Source organism: Psittacicella hinzii (genome assembly GCF_003585885.1).
Lineage (GTDB): Bacteria > Pseudomonadota > Gammaproteobacteria > Enterobacterales > Psittacicellaceae > Psittacicella.
Genome location: NZ_NRHC01000144.1, coordinates 1 through 17,948 on the forward strand (window position 1 = coordinate 1; position 17,948 = coordinate 17,948).

Below are 17,948 nucleotides of genomic sequence, written 5' to 3' on the forward strand. Positions count from 1 at the left end.
ACTTGAGGTTCTTTATTATTGTCTTTAATTAGTTAAACGACTTGTTTGTGTAATTAAGTTATTTACTGCTTCACGAATAGCTTGAGTTAAAACTCGAGAGTTTTGTGATGAGTCATAACTTACACTACCACCTGAGCCTAAAACTTTAGTTCCAGTAATATCAAGTTGCGCTGTACCAGCTGATGAAGCTACTACTGCAGAAGTTTGAGTATCAATTAAAGAAATCGTTACAGTTGCGTAAGCTACATCAGTTTTACTTTTACCAACAAAACCAAAGAATACACGTGTTGTTTCTGTACGGTGACCAAACTCAGTAATCGCAGCTGATACTACATAACGCGCACCAACTGGTTTGAACTCATAACCATTTAAACTACTTTCATAGTTTAAAGCAGCTAATTGTGAACGGTTCATTACTGTATAGTAACCAGATTGAGTCATAGCTTGTACTAAAGTATCTAGCCCTTGTTGTGATAAAGAGCCGTTTGCAAATACTCCGTTATTGTAATCTGATCTATTTTCAAAACGAGCAATTGCTACACGTAATGCTTGGCTAACACCACTGTTTTGTTTTAAAGTTACTGCTTGTTCTTCTTGTTTAATTACTGTAGTTTTTTGTGAAATACAAGAAGTTAAAAGGAATGAGCTCGTTAATAGTAGAGCCGCGGTTAAAATCTTTTTCATGTTACCTCTTCGGCGAACGTATCTTTGTTAGTAGTAAATCTACAAATTTCTTACTTTCAGGATAAAAATATGCCTCGCGTTTTAAATAATGAATAGCTTGGTCTCGATCATTTAATTTAAGACGAAAGTAGGCATAAGTTAAATTAGCCCCAGGTCTTGGTCTAGAGCTATTAGCCTCATTGCGTAAAAGCTCAAGCTCTTCATTACCAACTTCGATTTGTTCTTCTAAATCGAGACGTAATGGATATCCGTATACGAGCAAGCCTGTAGCTTGCTTAGACTTGTAATATACCGGAGTTCCTAAATCACCCAAATAAGTATAAGTAGGTTTTGATGTACAAGCTGTTAAAGCTAGAGATAGAATAAGAGCAAAAATAACTTTTTTCATTATCTTATTGCTCCTATCTTCTGTAAGTAGCTTCTATATTTAGCTACTCTACTAGTTACTTCTTCAGGGAATTTATCTAATCCCCAGAAAGCAGGTTGGTAGATATCGTATTTTGGTTTATCACCAAGATTACGACAAACTTTATTGTAAGTTAAAGGATAGTATCCCTCTCTGTCATTTTGATTATTAAAATAAACTGGGCTAGATACCCTACAAATACCTATGGCTGTCAGAGGACGATTTCCTAGAGCAACCCCAAACATTGCTTGTGTTGGTAACTGGAAGTAATCATCATCTCTCAACATTAAGTTTGTCAGCAATACATCAGGGGCGTCATCAGTTTTAGTTGCATGAGCTATGTTTTTTATAGCTGTTATTATTGAAGCTACTATAACAGCTTCCGTACTACTTTCACTGCTGATATTATCAATAATCCCCGTAGTTAACCTAAGTGAACCCTGCACTTGAATATTGGTTAGTACTAGGGCACCAAAAGTAACTAGCTTGCCTTTATAATCCAAAGCAAAATGATTACCGGCAATGATACTATTTTCTATACTTGCTTTTTTTGCTTCAATATAAAACACAGCTTGAGCTCCAGTTTTTAAGAGAATATCATTAACTGGAATTGAAGCAACATCAGAGCCCTTACTTAACCCCTGATCACGAAAGAAAGCATTTGAAACTACTGGAGAAATAACATAGTAACCTAGAGCTTCAAACTGACGTGCGTAAAAGCTTTGCAAACCAAGGTCAACACCTTTATCTACATCACCTCCACTTACAGGAGCAATAATAATTGTTCGTATATTAACTACTTTTGCACTTAGAGCTCTAGTCATAGCTTCATAAACTATTTCCCTAGTTTCCAAGTTTTCTAGCTCTAATTTTACCTGTTCTGCGGTAAATCGAGTTGCGGGAATGCTCAAGGCATTCCCACTTATTAGCAATATAGTTAAAAAACAAAGAATTCTTCTTAACATAATTCAACCTATGCAAATGCACTAGTCTAATTTTTTAGAATAGTTCATCGGCTAAATCATTTAACTCATCAACTTGAGTGTCATCTCCACCTACAGTTAATAAGTCATTACTTTGTAATAATTTATCTTTGATTTTTTGCTCTAGTAAATCAGATACTTCAGGATTAGCTTCTAGCCATTCAATTGCTTTAGCTTTACCTTGACCAATTTTTTGACCTTCGTAAGAATACCAAGCACCTGCTTTTTCAATAAAGCCATGTGAAGCACCTAAATCGATAATCTCACCCGCTTTATTAATCCCTTTATTGAAAACAATATCAAAAATTGCTTCACGGAACGGAGGAGCTACTTTATTCTTAACTACTTTCACACGCGTAGTATTCGCAACTACATTTTCTTTATCTTTTACTTGCGCTGTACGACGAATATCTAATCTTACAGAAGCGTAGAAACGTAAAGCATTACCACCCGTAGTAGTTTCTGGGTTACCAAACATAACCCCAATCTTCATGCGGATTTGGTTAATAAAGATAACTAAACATTTTGATTGTTTTACTGCACCAGTTAATTTACGTAAAGCTTGTGACATTAAACGAGCTTGTAAACCAACATGGCTATCACCCATGTTACCTTCAATTTCAGCTCTTGGAGTTAAAGCAGCTACTGAGTCAATAACTACCACATCAAGACTGTTAGAACGTACAAGAGTTTCAACAATTTCTAAACCTTGTTCACCATTGTCAGGTTGAGAAATAAATAATTCTTCTAAGTTAACCCCAATGCGTTTTGCATATGATGGATCTAATGCGTTTTCAGCATCAATATAAGCACAGTTTAAACCTTGTTTTTGTGCTTGCGCAACTACTGATAAAGCTACAGTTGTTTTACCTGATGATTCAGGTCCAAAAATTTCAACAATACGACCTTGTGGTAAACCACCTACACCTAAAGCTACGTCAAGACTTAAAGAACCTGTTGAAATTGTTGGGATATTTAAATCTGGAGATTCACTCATACGGAAAATAGAACCTTTACCGTATTTTTTCTCAATCATGCTAAACGCAGCTTCAAAACTTTTTTTGCGATCGTTATTTTCAGACATAGTATTGTTCCTTTTATTTTAAGTAATATTTCGTTATTTATTATTCTTCCGTTCTCTTTATTCTCATGCAAAAATAAAGAGTTAAATTAATGTCTATATTATAACCTAATTTTAGTTAATTTTTAGTTTTTACAAATAAATATTTTGTGAAAAAGGCTTTAGAGATATAAACCTCTAAAGCCTTTTTCACTATTAATTATTTTACTCTTTCGATATGTCCTTGAGCATAAACTCGTGACCAGTGGGCTAGGGAAATTAACTCTTTTTCATTTTCAAGATAAGCAATAAAATTATCAATATCTTGACTGTTAGACACGTTTAACTCAACTTTTAAATAAGTAAAGTTTTCGTGATGGTTAACTCCTAACACTGCACGTAGACATGAAGTTGGTGAGTTTTGCATTAACTCAACTACGCGTTCAACAAATCTCTCAGGATCATTACCCTTAGTTTCAAGTTGCAATTGGACTTGCACTTGGCTATTAGGTAAACTATCTAAGCCCCAGTTAATTAATACATATTGATATGGAGTAAGATTTTTAGAACGCACAAACGCACTATTACGATGATGAACTAGTAAACCATTACCAAAGTTAGTAGTCAGCACAATTTCATCATTTGGAGTTACATACGACTCTTGATCAATACTGATTTGATGATTTACCGCTAGTAATGAAGCGTAAGTCATCTCTGAAACCAAGGTACCGTTTTGTAAACGTTCAAGAATATCATTACTATCTTGCGAAGGATCAAGATAAGAATCTATTACTGCTTTTGCTACTGGAGAGATAATATTACCAAGACAGATTTCTGCATATAAATCATCACATGATTTTAAGTTAAAGAAATCTAATGCACGTAACATTGCCTGCTCATCAATAGCTTGACCTCGATATAGATCCTCTAAAGCCTTACGACCATTAGCAATGTACTTATCCATTTCTCTTTCTTTTAATGCTAAACGCATACGAGCACGAGCTCGCGCTGAGTTAACTAAAGTTAGAGATAATTCTGTTGGATAAGCTTTCTCATCAGTTACAACTTCAACCGTTTGACCTGTTTTTAAAATACGGTTTAATGGCGCCTCTTGTCCATCAACAATTCCACTTACTGCATGGATACCAACATTGGTATGGATGTAGTAAGCAAAATCTAACACTGTTGATTTTTGCGGTAAAGTAATGATCTTACCACGAGGGGTAAAAATAAAGATATCTTCTGGGAAGATCTCATCTTTAACCGAGTTATTAAACTCAATAGAGTTTACTGTCGAGTGTTGTAACTCTGCTAATGACTCTAACCATTTTTGTACTTGCTGTTGCCCAATGGTATTTTTATTATTTGGGGTATACATAAGGGCTTGCGCAATACCGAGATCAGCAACTTCATCCATTGCTTCGGTACGGATAAACACTTCAACCGTATCCCCAACCTCGTTACGTAACTCCGTAACTAGAGTTTGGTAACCATTGGTTTTTGGTAAAGCAATAAAGTCCTGGAAAGTACCTGGAATTGGTTTAAAAATAATATGGACAATTCCTAAAGCACGATAACATTCATCTTGCGTACTTGTAACCAGAATAAAACGGTAGATATCTAAAATGGAATTGAACTTTTGTTTCTTTTGTTGCATTCTCTTATATATGTTATATAAAGGAACGCGTTCTGTTTGCACATCAGCTTTAATTCCATGAGCATGTAAAGCATCTTCAATAGCACTTTGTACATGTTGAATTTGCTTTTTGCGTAAATTCGACGCTTTATCAGCGGCAGCTTTTAAAAGACTATAACGTTTTGGATATAAAGCTTTAAAAGATAGATTATCTAACTCACGCTTAATGTGCATAATCCCTAAACGATAAGCTAGCGCTGAATAAATGTCAATTGTCTCTTGGGCAATACGTCTTTGTTTATCTGGACGCAATGATCCTAAAGTACGCATGTTATGCGTACGATCGGCTAACTTAATTAAAACCACACGTACATCTTTAGTCATAGCTAAAATCATTTTGCGGAAATTAGCTACTTCTGCTTCTTTACGTGTACGGAATTTTAATTTGTCAAGCTTGGATACTCCATCAACTATATCGGTAACTACAGGTCCAAAGATCTCTAATAACTCCGGACGCTGGAATTTAGTATCTTCAATAGTATCATGTAAAATTGCGGCTTGAATTGCAGAGACATCAAGACATAAGTCCGCTAAAATACCCGCAACTGCTACTGGGTGAGTGATGTATGGCTCGCCAGAGCTTCTAAATTGTCCATCATGCCCCTCATAGGCTATTTCATATGCACGACGGCACTTAGCTACATCTTCCTCAGACATGTAGTTTAGTTTTACAAGTAAAGGTTCGAAATATTGATAATCAATTTTCATGAACGTCAATAAAAAATGTTCCCTAATTTAATAACAAATACCCCTTAAGATAAATAGCTCTTTCTTTAATCAAAGGGAATATCTAACAAAATCTCTTAATACAGTGTATTACTTTGATTTTATCATAAATCCATGAAAATGTATCTACTTCACTAAAAGACCTTAAAGAAATTCGGTTTTTACTCACAACTAGCATTTTGCTCTGCATTTTTATCTGCAATTTTTTCCTACTTTTACTAAAATAAATAGCATACTAACAACTAAATTATGACAACATGGACAATAGGTTGGATTCTCATTTTATAGAAATTTGCTCATCAGATTTTGGCTTAAGTCCCAAGATAAACCAAGCAACTTTAGAACTTGCAAAAGACAATAAAATAAATTGTGCTTCAGTTCTGGTTGATGCTCCTAACTTAGACTATGCAACAATAGAAGAAGCAGTAGTTCTTAAGCATCAAGGCAAGCTTAGTCTTGGTTTACAATTAAATTTTACGGAACTATTTTCTTCACATCAAGATAAAGATTTAATCAGACCCGCTGGAAAATTATTTAATCCTTTATATTTACATTGCTTCTACGCTAAAGGACAAAATAAAAAAATCGTTCATAAAATCTATCAAGAAATTGAACGTCAATTCTTCCTTTTTGAAGACTTATTTGATTGTTGGCCAGACTTTATTGTCGGTCATGAACACGTCCATATGCTTCCATTTTTTGCTAAGGCTTTACGTAAGTTTTACGCAGAGCACCGCTTAGATCAAAATAAAATCTGGGTAGCTAGCTTAAATCGTGTAAATAAACTTAACAAAACTAACCTACCTGGAGCTTCTAAGTTCAAGAACTTAATTCTCCGCTTAGCAACAAAAAAAGCTCGCTCACGTAGTTACTCTATGCGTAAAGAATTGCTCGGAATTTACAATAAAGATGTAACTTCTGAACAATTTCAAAATCTGTTATCTTTCTGGTACAACAAAGCGCAACAGTATAATCAGAGCACTGGGCGTGGAGCAGTAATCCTAGTCCATCCAAGCCTTGAACAAGAAGAGGGAATCCCTCATAGCAAGGCACGCGTAATTGAATACCAAGTTCTTAAGGAGAAGTCTCCTTTAGCAACTAGCAACTAGCAACTAGCAACTAGCAACTAGCAACTAGCAACTAGCAAAATAATTATTTATTTTTTAGCCTCTTTTTGCAGAAAAAAGAGGCTAATGCTATAATAAGCACAGAAAAAAATTATCAGAACTATACAAAGGAAAATTTTCATGGGTTTACATATTGCTATTTCTGCAGAGGAAACTTTTATCACTAAATTTCTTAGCCTTGCAGAACAGCTACATGATGATATCACTCGTCTAACTATTGTTGAAAACTCAAACGCAGACGAGTTTAACTTCGATGACTTAGATGTTATCGAAAGATTTAACTACGACTACAAAAAGTTTGCTAATGTAGATTGGGATACTGTTGATCTCTATCTTTACAATGATAACCTAGAAAACTTAAAGTTCTTAACTGGTGCAGCTTCTAAAAGTGTATTCTCAGTAGACTTAACTGGTTATTCAGCAACTCTTGATCAAATGCCTGTAGTAGTTCCACGTGTTGATGAAGTACAGTTAGAAGAAATTATCGAAAAGAAAATGGCTTCTCTACCTCACCCACAAGTGAGCCAACTAATGTACATTATTAATAGCTTACGTAATAATCAACCTATGCTTTATGTAAGTGTTAATAACGTTTTCCCAGTTACTTACATTAACCGTGACGCTGCTACAACTTTGGCAAAACAAACACGTGACTTCTTTAATTTAACTAATTCTGAAGACAGCAAACTATCTTTAGCATTTGATATCAATGCTTTAACAGATGTAGCTCCAGACAAACAAATTAACTTTGAAGCACAAATTCAGCGTCTAATGCCACAAATTGAAACTGTGCATGTAAATAACTTGGTAGCTCCGGTATTCTACGGTACAACTCAAACGGTTTCAGTAGGTTTAACTACAGGTAATACTATTGATACTGGTATTGTTGAAGAGTGGTTAGGTGATGTTAAAGACTTTGAAGGTATTGCTTACAAAGTTAATCAATCTTCACCAAAACGCTACACTGCTGAAGATGAAGGTCTAAGCTTATTAGAGTTTTCTGATGTTGTTACTGCAGAAAATGTTAAATGGAAATCAGTTTGTGATAACGAGCAACTAATTCTGTTACAAACAATTGAGTTAGTAAATCTCTTTATCGACAATAATCTATTTAGACCTATGTAATTTACTTAGCAAAAAGTCCTTTTGAACTACATTCAAAAGGACTTTTTGTTATTTATAAAACAGAAGCTTGCCTTGAGCGGTAATTTGAGTCGTTATCTTAGGCTAGCTTTTCTTTTCCTAGAGATCTACCTAACATAATTACCCTTAGGGATTTATGGATATTTTTTTACTTTACAACATCTACCCTTACGATTTAATTTCTTTTGATTTTTAAGAATAAAGAAGAAAGTAGTTCTAATTAGAAAGTAGCAGAAAATAAGATAGTGTCTATTTTTTCTTTAGCAAAATACAATAATTTGCTAGAATAAATCTAATTTCTTTTTCTTGATAATTATTTTCATTTAGATTTTATAATTACGTTCAATTAGCATTTTTACTTGGTTTAGACTAAAGATAAATTTAGATATTTACTTTCTACATCCCTACCTTGTAAACCAAAAGAAAATAATTTCACTTTGTTTTTTATATACACTCTAATTTACTAATATGCCTAAGAATTTAAAAATCTCAAGCTTAGCCGTAGCTTTAACCTTTGCTACAACTGCAAACTTTGCATATGCTGACAGCACACAAAGTAGCTCAATTACTTTAGAGCCAGTTAAAGTAGTAGGTACAGTTAACCGTCTAGGAAAAGCTGATAAGTCAGCTTCTACTCTAAACTTAGCAGTATCTCAACTAGAACAACAAACTGGTGGGACTAAACTAGATCAAACTCTGCTTTATTACCCAGGTATCTATTCTAATTACGCTCCAAGTAACCACTATAATCTGTTTAGAATTCGTGGTTTTGTGCCTGAATTTGCAATGGATGGCGCAAGTTTTACTTACCCTAATGGGATGTACGTTTATAACCCAGTGCTCTTTGGTTTAGAAAACGTTGAAGTTGTAAAAGGTGCGAACTCTGTACTTTATGGTGCTACTCAAGCAGGTGGGGTTGTTAACCTAGTATCAAAACGTCCAACAGCTACTCCACAAGGTTTATTCCAAGTAAAACTTGGTAGTGACGATACTTATGAAGTAGGGGTAGATTACTCTAACCGTATTAATAACTTTATCCGCTACCGTGTAGTAGGTGAATGGCAACATACTCGTGGACAAAAAGGTCATACAAATACCCGTCAATACTACTTTGCTCCGTCATTTGCTATTGACCTAAGTGATAAAACTAAGTTAACAATCTTAACTAGTTTTAATGCCCAAAATGGTGTGCCAAGTATGTTTGTGGTTCCAGGTTATGGTTCATATATCACTACCAATGGCTCATACAGCTCAAGCGCATATTTTGGTGAACCAAACTATGCCAAAGTTGATACTAAACAATACGCTTTAGGTTGGGAGTTATCTCATCAATTTAACCGTAACTTCAAGTTCGAGCAAACCTACAGATATAACTATATCAACTCTTACTACTTTGATGTAGTTGCAGGTATGGCTATGGTTACTGCAAATGGAACCAATGGGGTAAGATCATACGTTTACAATAATGGTACTTACCAGTCACATTATTTTGATAACCGTCTAGTAGCTAATGGCAAATTAAATAACTACATTGATGCTGTAGTTGCTGTAGGGGTAGAGTTACAACATACTCATACAGAGGGTAGCTACGCAAGTGGTAACGCACCAACGATTAATTTATTTAATCCAACTTACCTCTATAACTCAACTGTATTTAACACTATTGCTCCATACGACTACGTACAAACAACAAATCAAACAAGTTTATACGCTTTAACTTCAATTGATTTCACTAAGTACGTAACTGCTAACTACGGTATTCGTTACATGAGCATTAACGGACGTTCAAATGCTAACGGGGTACAAAATAGCTATAACACAGGGCACACAGTGCACTCTGGTGGTTTAGCATTTAACTTACCTTACGGCTTAACACCTTATGTAAACTATTCAGAATCATTCCGTGCGCGTGCACCAATTCCAACTAGCTCAACTGACTACCGTAGCTTTGGTTATAACAAAGCAACTGCTTTCCAAGCTGGTTTAAAATACGATCCAGAAGCATTTGATGCTAGCTTTGAAGTAAGTTACTTTAACATTAAGGACAAAAATCCGTTTAAACGTAACGATACTACCGGAGATTATGAACAAACAGATCTTGAGCAACGTTCACATGGTTGGGAATTCTCAGCAAATGTAAACCTAACTCGTTTCTGGTCTGCGCGTTTAGGTTATACATATACTTCTGCAACAACTTATCGTTCAACTACGACATTCCAAACAAACGGTATTCCCAAACACATGTTTAGCTTATGGAATAACTTCCGCGTGACCGATGCAGTTACTGTGGGTGTAGGTGCAAGATACTTAAGTACAACTAACGCGAGAAGTTTAGGTTACCTAAGTTTAGTTGCTCCTCGTTTTGGTTATGTTAGTCTACCAGATGGTAAAACACCAGCTGTGTGGTTAATGGATGCTATGATCTCATGGCAAGCAACTAAAGACTGGACTTTAACGCTTAACGCAACTAACTTATTTAATAAAACTTATTTAACTTCATGTAACTCTGTTTGTTACTTTGGACCTAACCGTTACGTAGGTGTAACAGCACAATACAAATTCTAATTTCCAAAAATAAAACAATCCCCATAATGCAATATTATGGGGATTGTTTACATTTAATTTAAAAAACTAAAGAATAATCTTAGCTATCTAGCTAGCTAGATTCTGCTGCTTCAGCTTGTTTCTACTAGTTCTGCAGATTCTGCTAGTTTCCTCTAGTTTCTGCTAGATTCTATTAAGTAACTAGATTTAGCTAAGTTTAGTTAAAATTAACTAACAGTAGATTATAGACCTACTTTAGATTTTAATGTTTCGTATAAAGAAGTCTGTGTTGAATCAGCTGAAGATGAGTTAAAGTAGCTTAAAACTGATTTAGCTTTAGATAAATTACTTTCACCAATGTAGTTTTGTGCTAATTTTAACGTTGCTGCATTTTTAACGTAAGAGTTTAATGAAGTATCGCTTAATAAGCTAGTTAAATTAGAGTTTGATAAGCTACCTGAAGTAATTTGTTTTAATAAACTTTGATCACTTGAGCTTAAAGAAGATAATGAACTTAATGAAGAAGTTGCAGAGCTAGCTGCACTTTTTAAAGAAGATAAACCTGTGCTTGCAGAAGCAAAACTAACACCTGTTAATGCTACTAATGTTACTAAAGCTGCTTTTTTTAAAGTTTTCATAAAAATCCCTCTAAATTAAAATATTTTTTACAAAATTGAAATGATCTAGAGAAGATCATTCATTTTTGTTTGAAAGTTTACTCCTAAGTTATAGAGGTAAAAAACCGAGATCCAAACTTTAATTTAGCGTAATCTAAAATAAAAGTTTGAAATTTCGTTACTTTTTCTTTAACTCAACCTAAACTACATTACTTCAATAGATACTTTTAAAATTTTTTATTTAGCTACTTGACCAAATATTAATTTGATAAACACCTATTGCAAATAATTTTTTAATTTTCTAAATCGTTTTTTATCTATATAGATCACAAGGTTAACTCCAAATAAAGATACTCTAAACTAAAGATAAACTAGAAATACAAAGGGGTTATTTCCCGATTTTATCCCCTCCAAGCAGTGGTTAAAATTATCCCCAACAAAAAAGTTAACCTTTCCCCTAAACTCTCCCAAAACTCTTGAACCTTTTATTTTAGAAATTTACAATTTTATTAATTCGTTTTCCCTTTGAATAAAAAATGGCTTTTTAGAGGTAATTCCCATAATAAAAAAATAGGAATTCTTAATCTAAGTTATTGATTTTTAAGGATGTCAATTTTTAGGATTAAGTTTTTTATATTGACAAATTTTTATTTTTTTCGTCTTTAGGTTATAATATACGTATAAAGATTTTAATCTAGATTTTGAAAAGTTAACCTTTTTGGCGAAAGGTGCTTTAAGAAAAAAGAATACTATAATTTCACATAGACAAAACTACTTGGCGGTAGTAATCAAATGTTGAAATTATGTACTTGGGGTTCAGATATTAATATTTTTCTTTGACTTGTTTTGGCGAACAAGAAATTGAACTAAGTTAAATAAGAGCTTTAAGTAATAGAGAGTAACAAATAGGCAAAAACTAGTTAATATTTAACTTTATATAAAGAACTAGCACTCTAATAAGATTTTTGGCGAAATCGATCAGAGTAAAATGGCGACTGTATATGTGGAAATATAAGTCCAGCTGTAAGTTCTAAAGTTCTATATAAGTTAGTTAATTTAAGTTATCTCTGTTAATTAAAAGATACTAAAGAACTAGTACATAAGAAAAATCTGAAATATTCAGAACATATATTTACTAAAAAACTTATTACACAAGTTTACTTACATTTTATAAGAGGCGTTCGTAAGTAAAAACAACTTGGTATAAGTTACATCATGATAAGAAAATAAAATTTTAATATGAGACAATTAGCTACTTTAAAAAATACTTGGAATCTTTTAATCGTTCTTTCTCTATCTTTTTTACTAGCAAGTTGCGCAGGTGGTGCTGCTAAAAACATCGCTAACAATTTATTAGCTGAACAAAACTTCGCTGTAGTACACGACTACAACAGCAACCGTTACTATGCTTTAAGTTCTCCAGAAATCTACGACTACGTTGAAATGCGTGTAACTGAAGAAGAACAAGAAAAAATGCAAAACATCGCAGCTGGTAAATATACAAACGAACAATTAGAAGAAATCATCAAAGGTCAAGATTTCTACTTAGTACGTAACGCTGCAGTTTTACAATTAGCTGCTAACTACTACAATGTAGGTCAAGCTGATAAAGGTAAAGATATCCTAGCATACTTCAACTATCCTTTATCAATCCGTACACAAAAGGCACTATTTACTTCTTTAAACAACCCAGTGTCTATTTTTAACTAATAACTTAGATAATAAATTCAACAGCATGCAGTACTACTGCATGCTGTTCTTTTTTGCTTATATATAGGTAAATTTGGTATAATGTAGGTTATTACACCCTTAAGATAATGTACTCTACAAACAACAAGTATATTCATGAATAAAACTATTAAATTCTTAACTAAATTAGTACCTGTAGCTAGTTTAAGTTTAGCTTTAGCTTCTTGTGTATCGCCTAATTTTAACTGGGGGCAATCTGGTGACACCACTACCGGACAAGTAGCTTCTTATAATACTTTAAGTCAAGAAGAAAAAAATTTAGTTAATAATTTAATTAACTCTTCTTCTATCCCTACAAGCACTTTAATTAGCTACTATTCACAAAATAGCAATTTATACGTGCGTAATGAAATTATCTTACGTCTTGTAGATAATTTAATTAACGAGAATAAATATGACGCTGCTAAATACTATTTGCAAAACTTTAGCGCTACTAGCGACACGCGTCAAAACTCACAATACAATCTTCTTGCAACTCGTTTAGGTCAATTAACCAATGACCAAACTTTAATTAACTCAACGCCAAGCGTTGACTTAAGTCAAATTAGCTTAAATCAAAAACTTTCAGCAACTAAAGTAGAGGTTATTAAACAATTTGGTAACAATAACTACGACCAAGGTCTTGATATTGTTAATCAAGTTTATCCTACTTTAACTGCTAACGATCAAAAACAACTAGTTGACTTTACTTTAGATCAACTTGTTAAAGTTCCAAACAACTCGCTAAATAATTTAACTGAGCGCGCAAGTTCTTCTACAAATGCAGCTTGGTATGCTTTAGCTTACTTAGCTAACAGTAATACTAATAACGCGCAAGAACTAGCTGAAGGCTATAGCCAATGGAAAACTAACTACCAAAGCTCAGCTAACCCTGCATTAAACTATACTCCAGTATTATTTAGTCAAAGTCAATCAGCAGCTTCATTAAACTACCGTAATGTAACTGTATTATTACCTCTTACAGGTAACTATAGCGTGCTTGCTAAAGCGGTACAAGCTGGGATTGATAACGCTAATAAAAATAATAAAGTTAACCTAAACTACGTAGATACTAATGTAGTCTCTGCAACTGAAGCGGTAAAAAATGCTGACGGTAAAGCTGACATTATTATTGGTCCATTACTACGTGATAATGTAGTTGCAGTAAACCAACTGAACTTAACTACTCCAGAAGTTATGCTAACTTCGGTAGGTAGTTACAACATTGGTGCTTGCTACTACAGCATGGGTGTTGAAGACCAAGCTAATACCATTGCTAATATCATGAATCAGCTAAATATTAGCAATTCAGTTATCCTATCAGATAACACTAACTCTTCAATTCGCGCTGCAAGTGAGTTTGCACGTGTTTGGTTAAAACTGCAACAACAAAATGTTACAGTTGTTAACTTCAATGACGAGAACCTTGCTGGTCAAATTAAAAGTTTACTTGGTAAAACTCCAAAACCTGACGCTATTTTCTTCTTAGGTTCGTCTGAGCAACTAGTTACTTTTAACTCAACTCTTAAATTTGAAGAGCCGGATAACAAGATTAAAACATTTGCAACTTATCGTTCAAATGATGAGACTTTAACTTCAGTTAAACTAGTTGATTTAAGAAACGTTTACTTTACTGAATCTTCAGTTATTGCTGAACCAAAAAGTGAAATTGCACGCGCTGCTGATAAAGCTTTAAATACCAATAACTACAACGCAAAACGTTTATTTGCTTTTGGTAATGATAGTTTCAAACTAGCACAAAACTATTCAGCTCTGCGTACTATCAATAACTATTCAGTAAACGGTGCTACTGGTAAAATCATTATTCCACAAGGGAGAAATTGTGTAATTAACAATTACTATAATGTTTACCAAGTAGTTGATGGCGAATTTGTAAAAATCAATTAAATAAGGTTTCCATATGTTAAAAAAATTAGCACTTATTAGTTCTATTGTAGTTTTACTGGGAGCTTGTTCAAGTTCAACTAGTGATTCAACTACTAACGTTAGTACAACTCAAGTTCAATCTTCAAGCAAGACCGCAAATATCTCTGATTCAGCTCTTGAATCAAATTTAAATCAAAGTATTGAAAACTCTTACCCAAGCTCACGCTTCCCACACCGTGTAGACGCAGTAGTTTGGCAAGGTATTACTTTATTAATTGGTCAAGCACAAAACCAAGAGTTAGCTGATAATATTTACCGCATTGCCTCTCAAGTATATGGCGTGGGTAAAATCATGAATCAGATTGAAGTAAACTCACAATTTAATCCTACAGTAAGCGGTAACGTTTCTGACAGTACTATTACTGCAGTAGTTAAATCTCGCCTTGCTTTAACAAAAGGCGTACCATCTACTCGTATTAAAGTAATTACTCAAGACGGTATTGTTTACTTATTATCTAAAGCAACAACTAGCCAAACAGAAACAGCTGCGCGTGTAGCTGCTGCTGAAACTGGGGTTAAGTCTGTTCGCATTGTTACTGTTGAATAAATCTCTCAATAAAATTAGCTAGGTCAACTAGCTAATTTTATTATTGTATAAAGAAATGAAAGTTGTAAGTTTTAATATAAATAGTGTAAGAGCTCACCTAGACCAGTTGATGGCTGTGCATGAACAAATGCAACCAGATATTATTGGTCTACAAGAGATTAAAGTGCACTCTGATAACTACCCTGAAGAAGTACTCGCTGAAGACTATCACGTTTACCACTTTGGGCAAAAAACTCACTACGGAGTTGCAATTTACACTAAAATCAAACCTGAAAACGTCTACTACGGTTTTCCAACTGATAGCGAAGACGCACAACGTCGTTTAATTACAATTGATATAGATCACCCAAACCTAGGTAAACTACGTGTAATCAATGGTTATTTCCCTCAAGGTGACAATATTAATAATGACGTTAAGTTCCCAGCAAAACGTAAGTTTTACGCTGACCTTGTAGAATATATTAAACAAACTCCTGAAGGCTATAAGTTAATTATTATGGGTGACTATAATATTAGTCCTAAGGATATAGATATAGGTATAGGTGCCGTAAATGCTCGTCGCTGGTTACAAACAGGAAAATGCTCTTTCCAACCAGAAGAACGTGAATGGATGGATCAACTATACGCTCTAGGTTTAAGTGATACTTTTAGATTAGTTAACCCAGAGATTGAAGATAAGTATTCGTGGTTTGATTATCGCTCTCGTGGTATTGAGGAAAATCGTGGTCTCCGCATTGACTTAATCATGTGCTCTGCAGAGCTAAATGCACATGTGGAAAGTGCGGATATTGATCTCGATATCCGTCGTATGGACAAGCCTTCTGATCACGCTCCGGTATACACTGTTTTTAAATAGATTTTTTACTATGGCAAATTTTATTCTTCGTGAGTATTTAGAAGATATTATTACTAGCAGTCTAAATACTTTTGTGCATACGCAAGACAACCAAGGGAAGTTAGATAGCAATACTACTTACCCAGCAATTATTAAACCAACTAAATCAGCGCAGTTTGGTGATTACCAAGTAAACGGGATTTTACCTTTAGCAAAAACTTTAGGCACAAATCCACGTGATTTAGCTACCAGCTTTGCTGAATACTTCTCAACTAAATACAGCAAAGAGTTTGCAAAAGTAGAAGTAGCTGGTCCTGGTTTTATTAACCTCTTTTTAAATGACCAATGGTTAGCAGAGTTAACTCCTAACCTTGAGCATTTACAAGAAAATCTAAAAGTAGCTAAGCCACAAACTATTATCCTTGACTACTCTGCACCAAATATTGCCAAAGAAATGCACGTAGGTCACTTACGTACAACTATTATTGGGGATTCTTTAGTACGTGTTCTCCAATTTTTAGGGCAAAATGTTATCAAGGTTAACCATATCGGTGACTGGGGTACCCAATTTGGGATGCTCATGGCATATATGGAAGAAGTGGAAAAAGATCCTGAAGGTCACGATGTTAAAATCGAAGACCTTGATGGCTTCTACCGTGCTGCTAAAAAACGTTTTGATGAAAGCGAAGACTTCCAAGTTTATGCGCGTAGTCTGGTAGTAAAACTTCAAGGTGGTGATCCACACTATCTAGCTAAGTGGAAACAATTAGTTAACATTACTATGACGCAAAACAACCGTACTTATCGTCGTTTAGAAGTACTACTTACTGATGATGATATTATGGGTGAATCTATGTACAACCCTATGCTTCCTGGTGTAGTGCAAGATGCTTTAGATCAAGGCGTTGCTACTATTGACCAAGGTGCAGTAGTTGCTCACTTAAGCGAATTCAAAAATAAAGATGGTGAAGACTTAGGGGTAATCCTGCGTAAGTCAGACGGCGGTTACTTATACGCAACTACTGACTTAGCTTGTATGAAATATCGTGTAGAGCAATTACATGCTGATGATATTGTTTACTGTACTGATATGCGTCAAGCAAACCACTTTGCGCAAATTGAAATTATTGCCCGCAAACTTAAATATGTTCCTGACACAACTAAAATTACTCACGTAGGTTTTGGTATGATGTTAGGGAATGACGGTAAACCATTTAAATCACGTTCAGGTGATGTAGTGCGTTTAAATGATTTACTTGATGAAGCAGTTGAACGTACAGAAAAACTACTAGCAGAACGTAATAGCGATATTACTGGGGAAGAAAAAGATAACTTAGTTAAAGCTTTAGCTTACGGTGCGGTAAAATACGCTGACTTAAGCAAAAACCGTACAACTGACTATGTGTTTGACTGGGATCGTATGATTTCTTTTGAGGGTAATACTGCTCCTTACATGCAATACTCTTATGCACGTATCCGTTCTATTTTACGTCGCTTAGCTTTACCAGAAAGCAAAGAGGTACAAATTACTAATGAGTACGAACGTAATCTTGTGTTAAAACTACAAGAATTTGCTGACGTAATTAATAAAGTTGGTACTTTATTAACGCCTCACTTAATCTGTACTTACTTATATGAACTATCAGGTACTTTCAATAGTTTCTATGAGAATGTAAATATTGCTAAAACAGAAGATAAGCAATTACAAGATTCACGTATTAACTTAATCAACTATACAGCAATGGTTTTAGCTCAAGGTTTAGAGCTATTAGGCATTAAAGTAGTTGAACGTATGTAATAAAATCATAAAAGAGGAGGCTATAACCTATTCTCCCGAAATTTTTTAAGTAAATAATTGGGGTAATTAAAGTAAAAGCATTAAAAATCAATAAAAAAGTCAAGCTT

At 34.2% G+C, this 17,948-nt stretch carries 14 protein-coding genes; 8 read left to right on the forward strand and 6 right to left on the reverse strand.

Annotated features, from left to right (window positions below):
* Positions 1-24 precede the first annotated feature (24 nt).
* The 5 genes from CKF54_RS07825 to CKF54_RS07845 form a co-directional block, all read right to left on the reverse strand.
* A complete protein-coding gene (locus CKF54_RS07825) occupies positions 25-684 on the reverse strand; it encodes a CsgG/HfaB family protein (protein ID WP_119525787.1) in 660 nt (219 codons plus the stop codon).
* 1 nt (position 685) lies between these two features.
* Entirely contained in the window at positions 686-1,072 is a 387-nt protein-coding gene (locus tag CKF54_RS07830) for a DUF4810 domain-containing protein (protein ID WP_119525788.1), read from the reverse strand.
* Positions 1,072-2,055, reverse strand: coding sequence for a GNA1162 family protein (locus tag CKF54_RS07835; RefSeq protein WP_119525789.1), 984 nt, complete (start codon positions 2,053-2,055; stop codon positions 1,072-1,074). The genes CKF54_RS07830 and CKF54_RS07835 overlap by 1 nt, the downstream gene beginning before the upstream one ends.
* A 34-nt stretch (positions 2,056-2,089) precedes the next feature.
* Positions 2,090-3,157: a recombinase RecA gene (gene recA / locus CKF54_RS07840; protein ID WP_119525790.1), complete on the reverse strand. Its 1,068-nt coding sequence runs from the start codon at positions 3,155-3,157 to the stop codon at positions 2,090-2,092.
* Positions 3,158-3,353: 196 nt separating this feature from the next.
* Positions 3,354-5,537, reverse strand: a complete 2,184-nt coding sequence (locus tag CKF54_RS07845) for a RelA/SpoT family protein (protein WP_119525791.1) — start codon at positions 5,535-5,537, stop codon at positions 3,354-3,356.
* Between the two features lie 287 nt (positions 5,538-5,824).
* On the opposite strand from CKF54_RS07845, the gene CKF54_RS07850 reads away from it, so the two are divergent.
* The 3 genes from CKF54_RS07850 (at position 5,825) to CKF54_RS07860 (ending at position 10,390) form a co-directional block, all read left to right on the forward strand.
* On the forward strand, positions 5,825-6,664 hold the full coding sequence (locus CKF54_RS07850; protein WP_222987603.1) for a ChbG/HpnK family deacetylase: 840 nt from the start codon (positions 5,825-5,827) through the stop codon (positions 6,662-6,664).
* A 138-nt stretch (positions 6,665-6,802) separates the two neighbouring features.
* Positions 6,803-7,807: a hypothetical protein gene (locus tag CKF54_RS07855; RefSeq protein ID WP_119525793.1), complete on the forward strand. Its 1,005-nt coding sequence runs from the start codon at positions 6,803-6,805 to the stop codon at positions 7,805-7,807.
* A 486-nt stretch (positions 7,808-8,293) separates the two neighbouring features.
* Entirely contained in the window at positions 8,294-10,390 is a 2,097-nt protein-coding gene (locus tag CKF54_RS07860; RefSeq protein WP_119525794.1) for a TonB-dependent siderophore receptor, read from the forward strand.
* A 221-nt stretch (positions 10,391-10,611) separates the two neighbouring features.
* Here CKF54_RS07860 and CKF54_RS07865 read toward each other — a convergent pair whose 3' ends face one another.
* Positions 10,612-11,007 carry a hypothetical protein gene (locus CKF54_RS07865; RefSeq protein WP_119525795.1) on the reverse strand — a complete coding sequence of 132 codons (396 nt, stop codon included), beginning with the start codon at positions 11,005-11,007 and terminating at the stop codon, positions 10,612-10,614.
* 1,218 nt (positions 11,008-12,225) lie between these two features.
* Between CKF54_RS07865 and CKF54_RS07870 the strand changes: the two genes are divergently transcribed.
* The 5 genes from CKF54_RS07870 to argS all read left to right on the forward strand — a co-directional run bounded on the left by CKF54_RS07870 (position 12,226) and on the right by argS (position 17,841).
* Entirely contained in the window at positions 12,226-12,696 is a 471-nt protein-coding gene (locus CKF54_RS07870; RefSeq protein ID WP_119525796.1) for a hypothetical protein, read from the forward strand.
* Between the two features lie 135 nt (positions 12,697-12,831).
* Positions 12,832-14,622, forward strand: a complete 1,791-nt coding sequence (locus CKF54_RS07875) for a penicillin-binding protein activator (RefSeq protein WP_119525797.1) — start codon at positions 12,832-12,834, stop codon at positions 14,620-14,622.
* Positions 14,623-14,635: 13 nt separating this feature from the next.
* Positions 14,636-15,208 (forward strand): BON domain-containing protein, encoded by a 573-nt coding sequence (locus tag CKF54_RS07880; protein ID WP_119525798.1) that lies wholly within the window; start codon positions 14,636-14,638, stop codon positions 15,206-15,208.
* Between the two features lie 55 nt (positions 15,209-15,263).
* Positions 15,264-16,064, forward strand: coding sequence for an exodeoxyribonuclease III (xthA, locus tag CKF54_RS07885; protein WP_119525799.1), 801 nt, complete (start codon positions 15,264-15,266; stop codon positions 16,062-16,064).
* A gap of 10 nt (positions 16,065-16,074) precedes the next feature.
* Positions 16,075-17,841 (forward strand): arginine--tRNA ligase, encoded by a 1,767-nt coding sequence (gene argS, locus CKF54_RS07890; RefSeq protein WP_119525800.1) that lies wholly within the window; start codon positions 16,075-16,077, stop codon positions 17,839-17,841.
* Positions 17,842-17,948: the final 107 nt, after the last annotated feature.

Excerpts from the sequence above, each read along its gene's own strand:
- CKF54_RS07865 (WP_119525795.1), bottom strand. The coding sequence starts at position 11,007 with ATGAAAACTTTAAAAAAAGCAGCTTTAGTAACATTAGTAGCATTAACA.
- CKF54_RS07830 (WP_119525788.1), bottom strand. The coding sequence starts at position 1,072 with ATGAAAAAAGTTATTTTTGCTCTTATTCTATCTCTAGCTTTAACAGCT.
- CKF54_RS07880 (WP_119525798.1), top strand. The coding sequence starts at position 14,636 with ATGTTAAAAAAATTAGCACTTATTAGTTCTATTGTAGTTTTACTGGGA.
- CKF54_RS07860 (WP_119525794.1), top strand. The coding sequence starts at position 8,294 with ATGCCTAAGAATTTAAAAATCTCAAGCTTAGCCGTAGCTTTAACCTTT.
- CKF54_RS07855 (WP_119525793.1), top strand. The coding sequence starts at position 6,803 with ATGGGTTTACATATTGCTATTTCTGCAGAGGAAACTTTTATCACTAAA.
- CKF54_RS07835 (WP_119525789.1), bottom strand. The coding sequence starts at position 2,055 with ATGTTAAGAAGAATTCTTTGTTTTTTAACTATATTGCTAATAAGTGGG.
- CKF54_RS07845 (WP_119525791.1), bottom strand. The coding sequence starts at position 5,537 with ATGAAAATTGATTATCAATATTTCGAACCTTTACTTGTAAAACTAAAC.
- argS (WP_119525800.1), top strand. The coding sequence starts at position 16,075 with ATGGCAAATTTTATTCTTCGTGAGTATTTAGAAGATATTATTACTAGC.
- CKF54_RS07870 (WP_119525796.1), top strand. The coding sequence starts at position 12,226 with ATGAGACAATTAGCTACTTTAAAAAATACTTGGAATCTTTTAATCGTT.
- CKF54_RS07825 (WP_119525787.1), bottom strand. The coding sequence starts at position 684 with ATGAAAAAGATTTTAACCGCGGCTCTACTATTAACGAGCTCATTCCTT.
- CKF54_RS07875 (WP_119525797.1), top strand. The coding sequence starts at position 12,832 with ATGAATAAAACTATTAAATTCTTAACTAAATTAGTACCTGTAGCTAGT.
- recA (WP_119525790.1), bottom strand. The coding sequence starts at position 3,157 with ATGTCTGAAAATAACGATCGCAAAAAAAGTTTTGAAGCTGCGTTTAGC.
- xthA (WP_119525799.1), top strand. The coding sequence starts at position 15,264 with ATGAAAGTTGTAAGTTTTAATATAAATAGTGTAAGAGCTCACCTAGAC.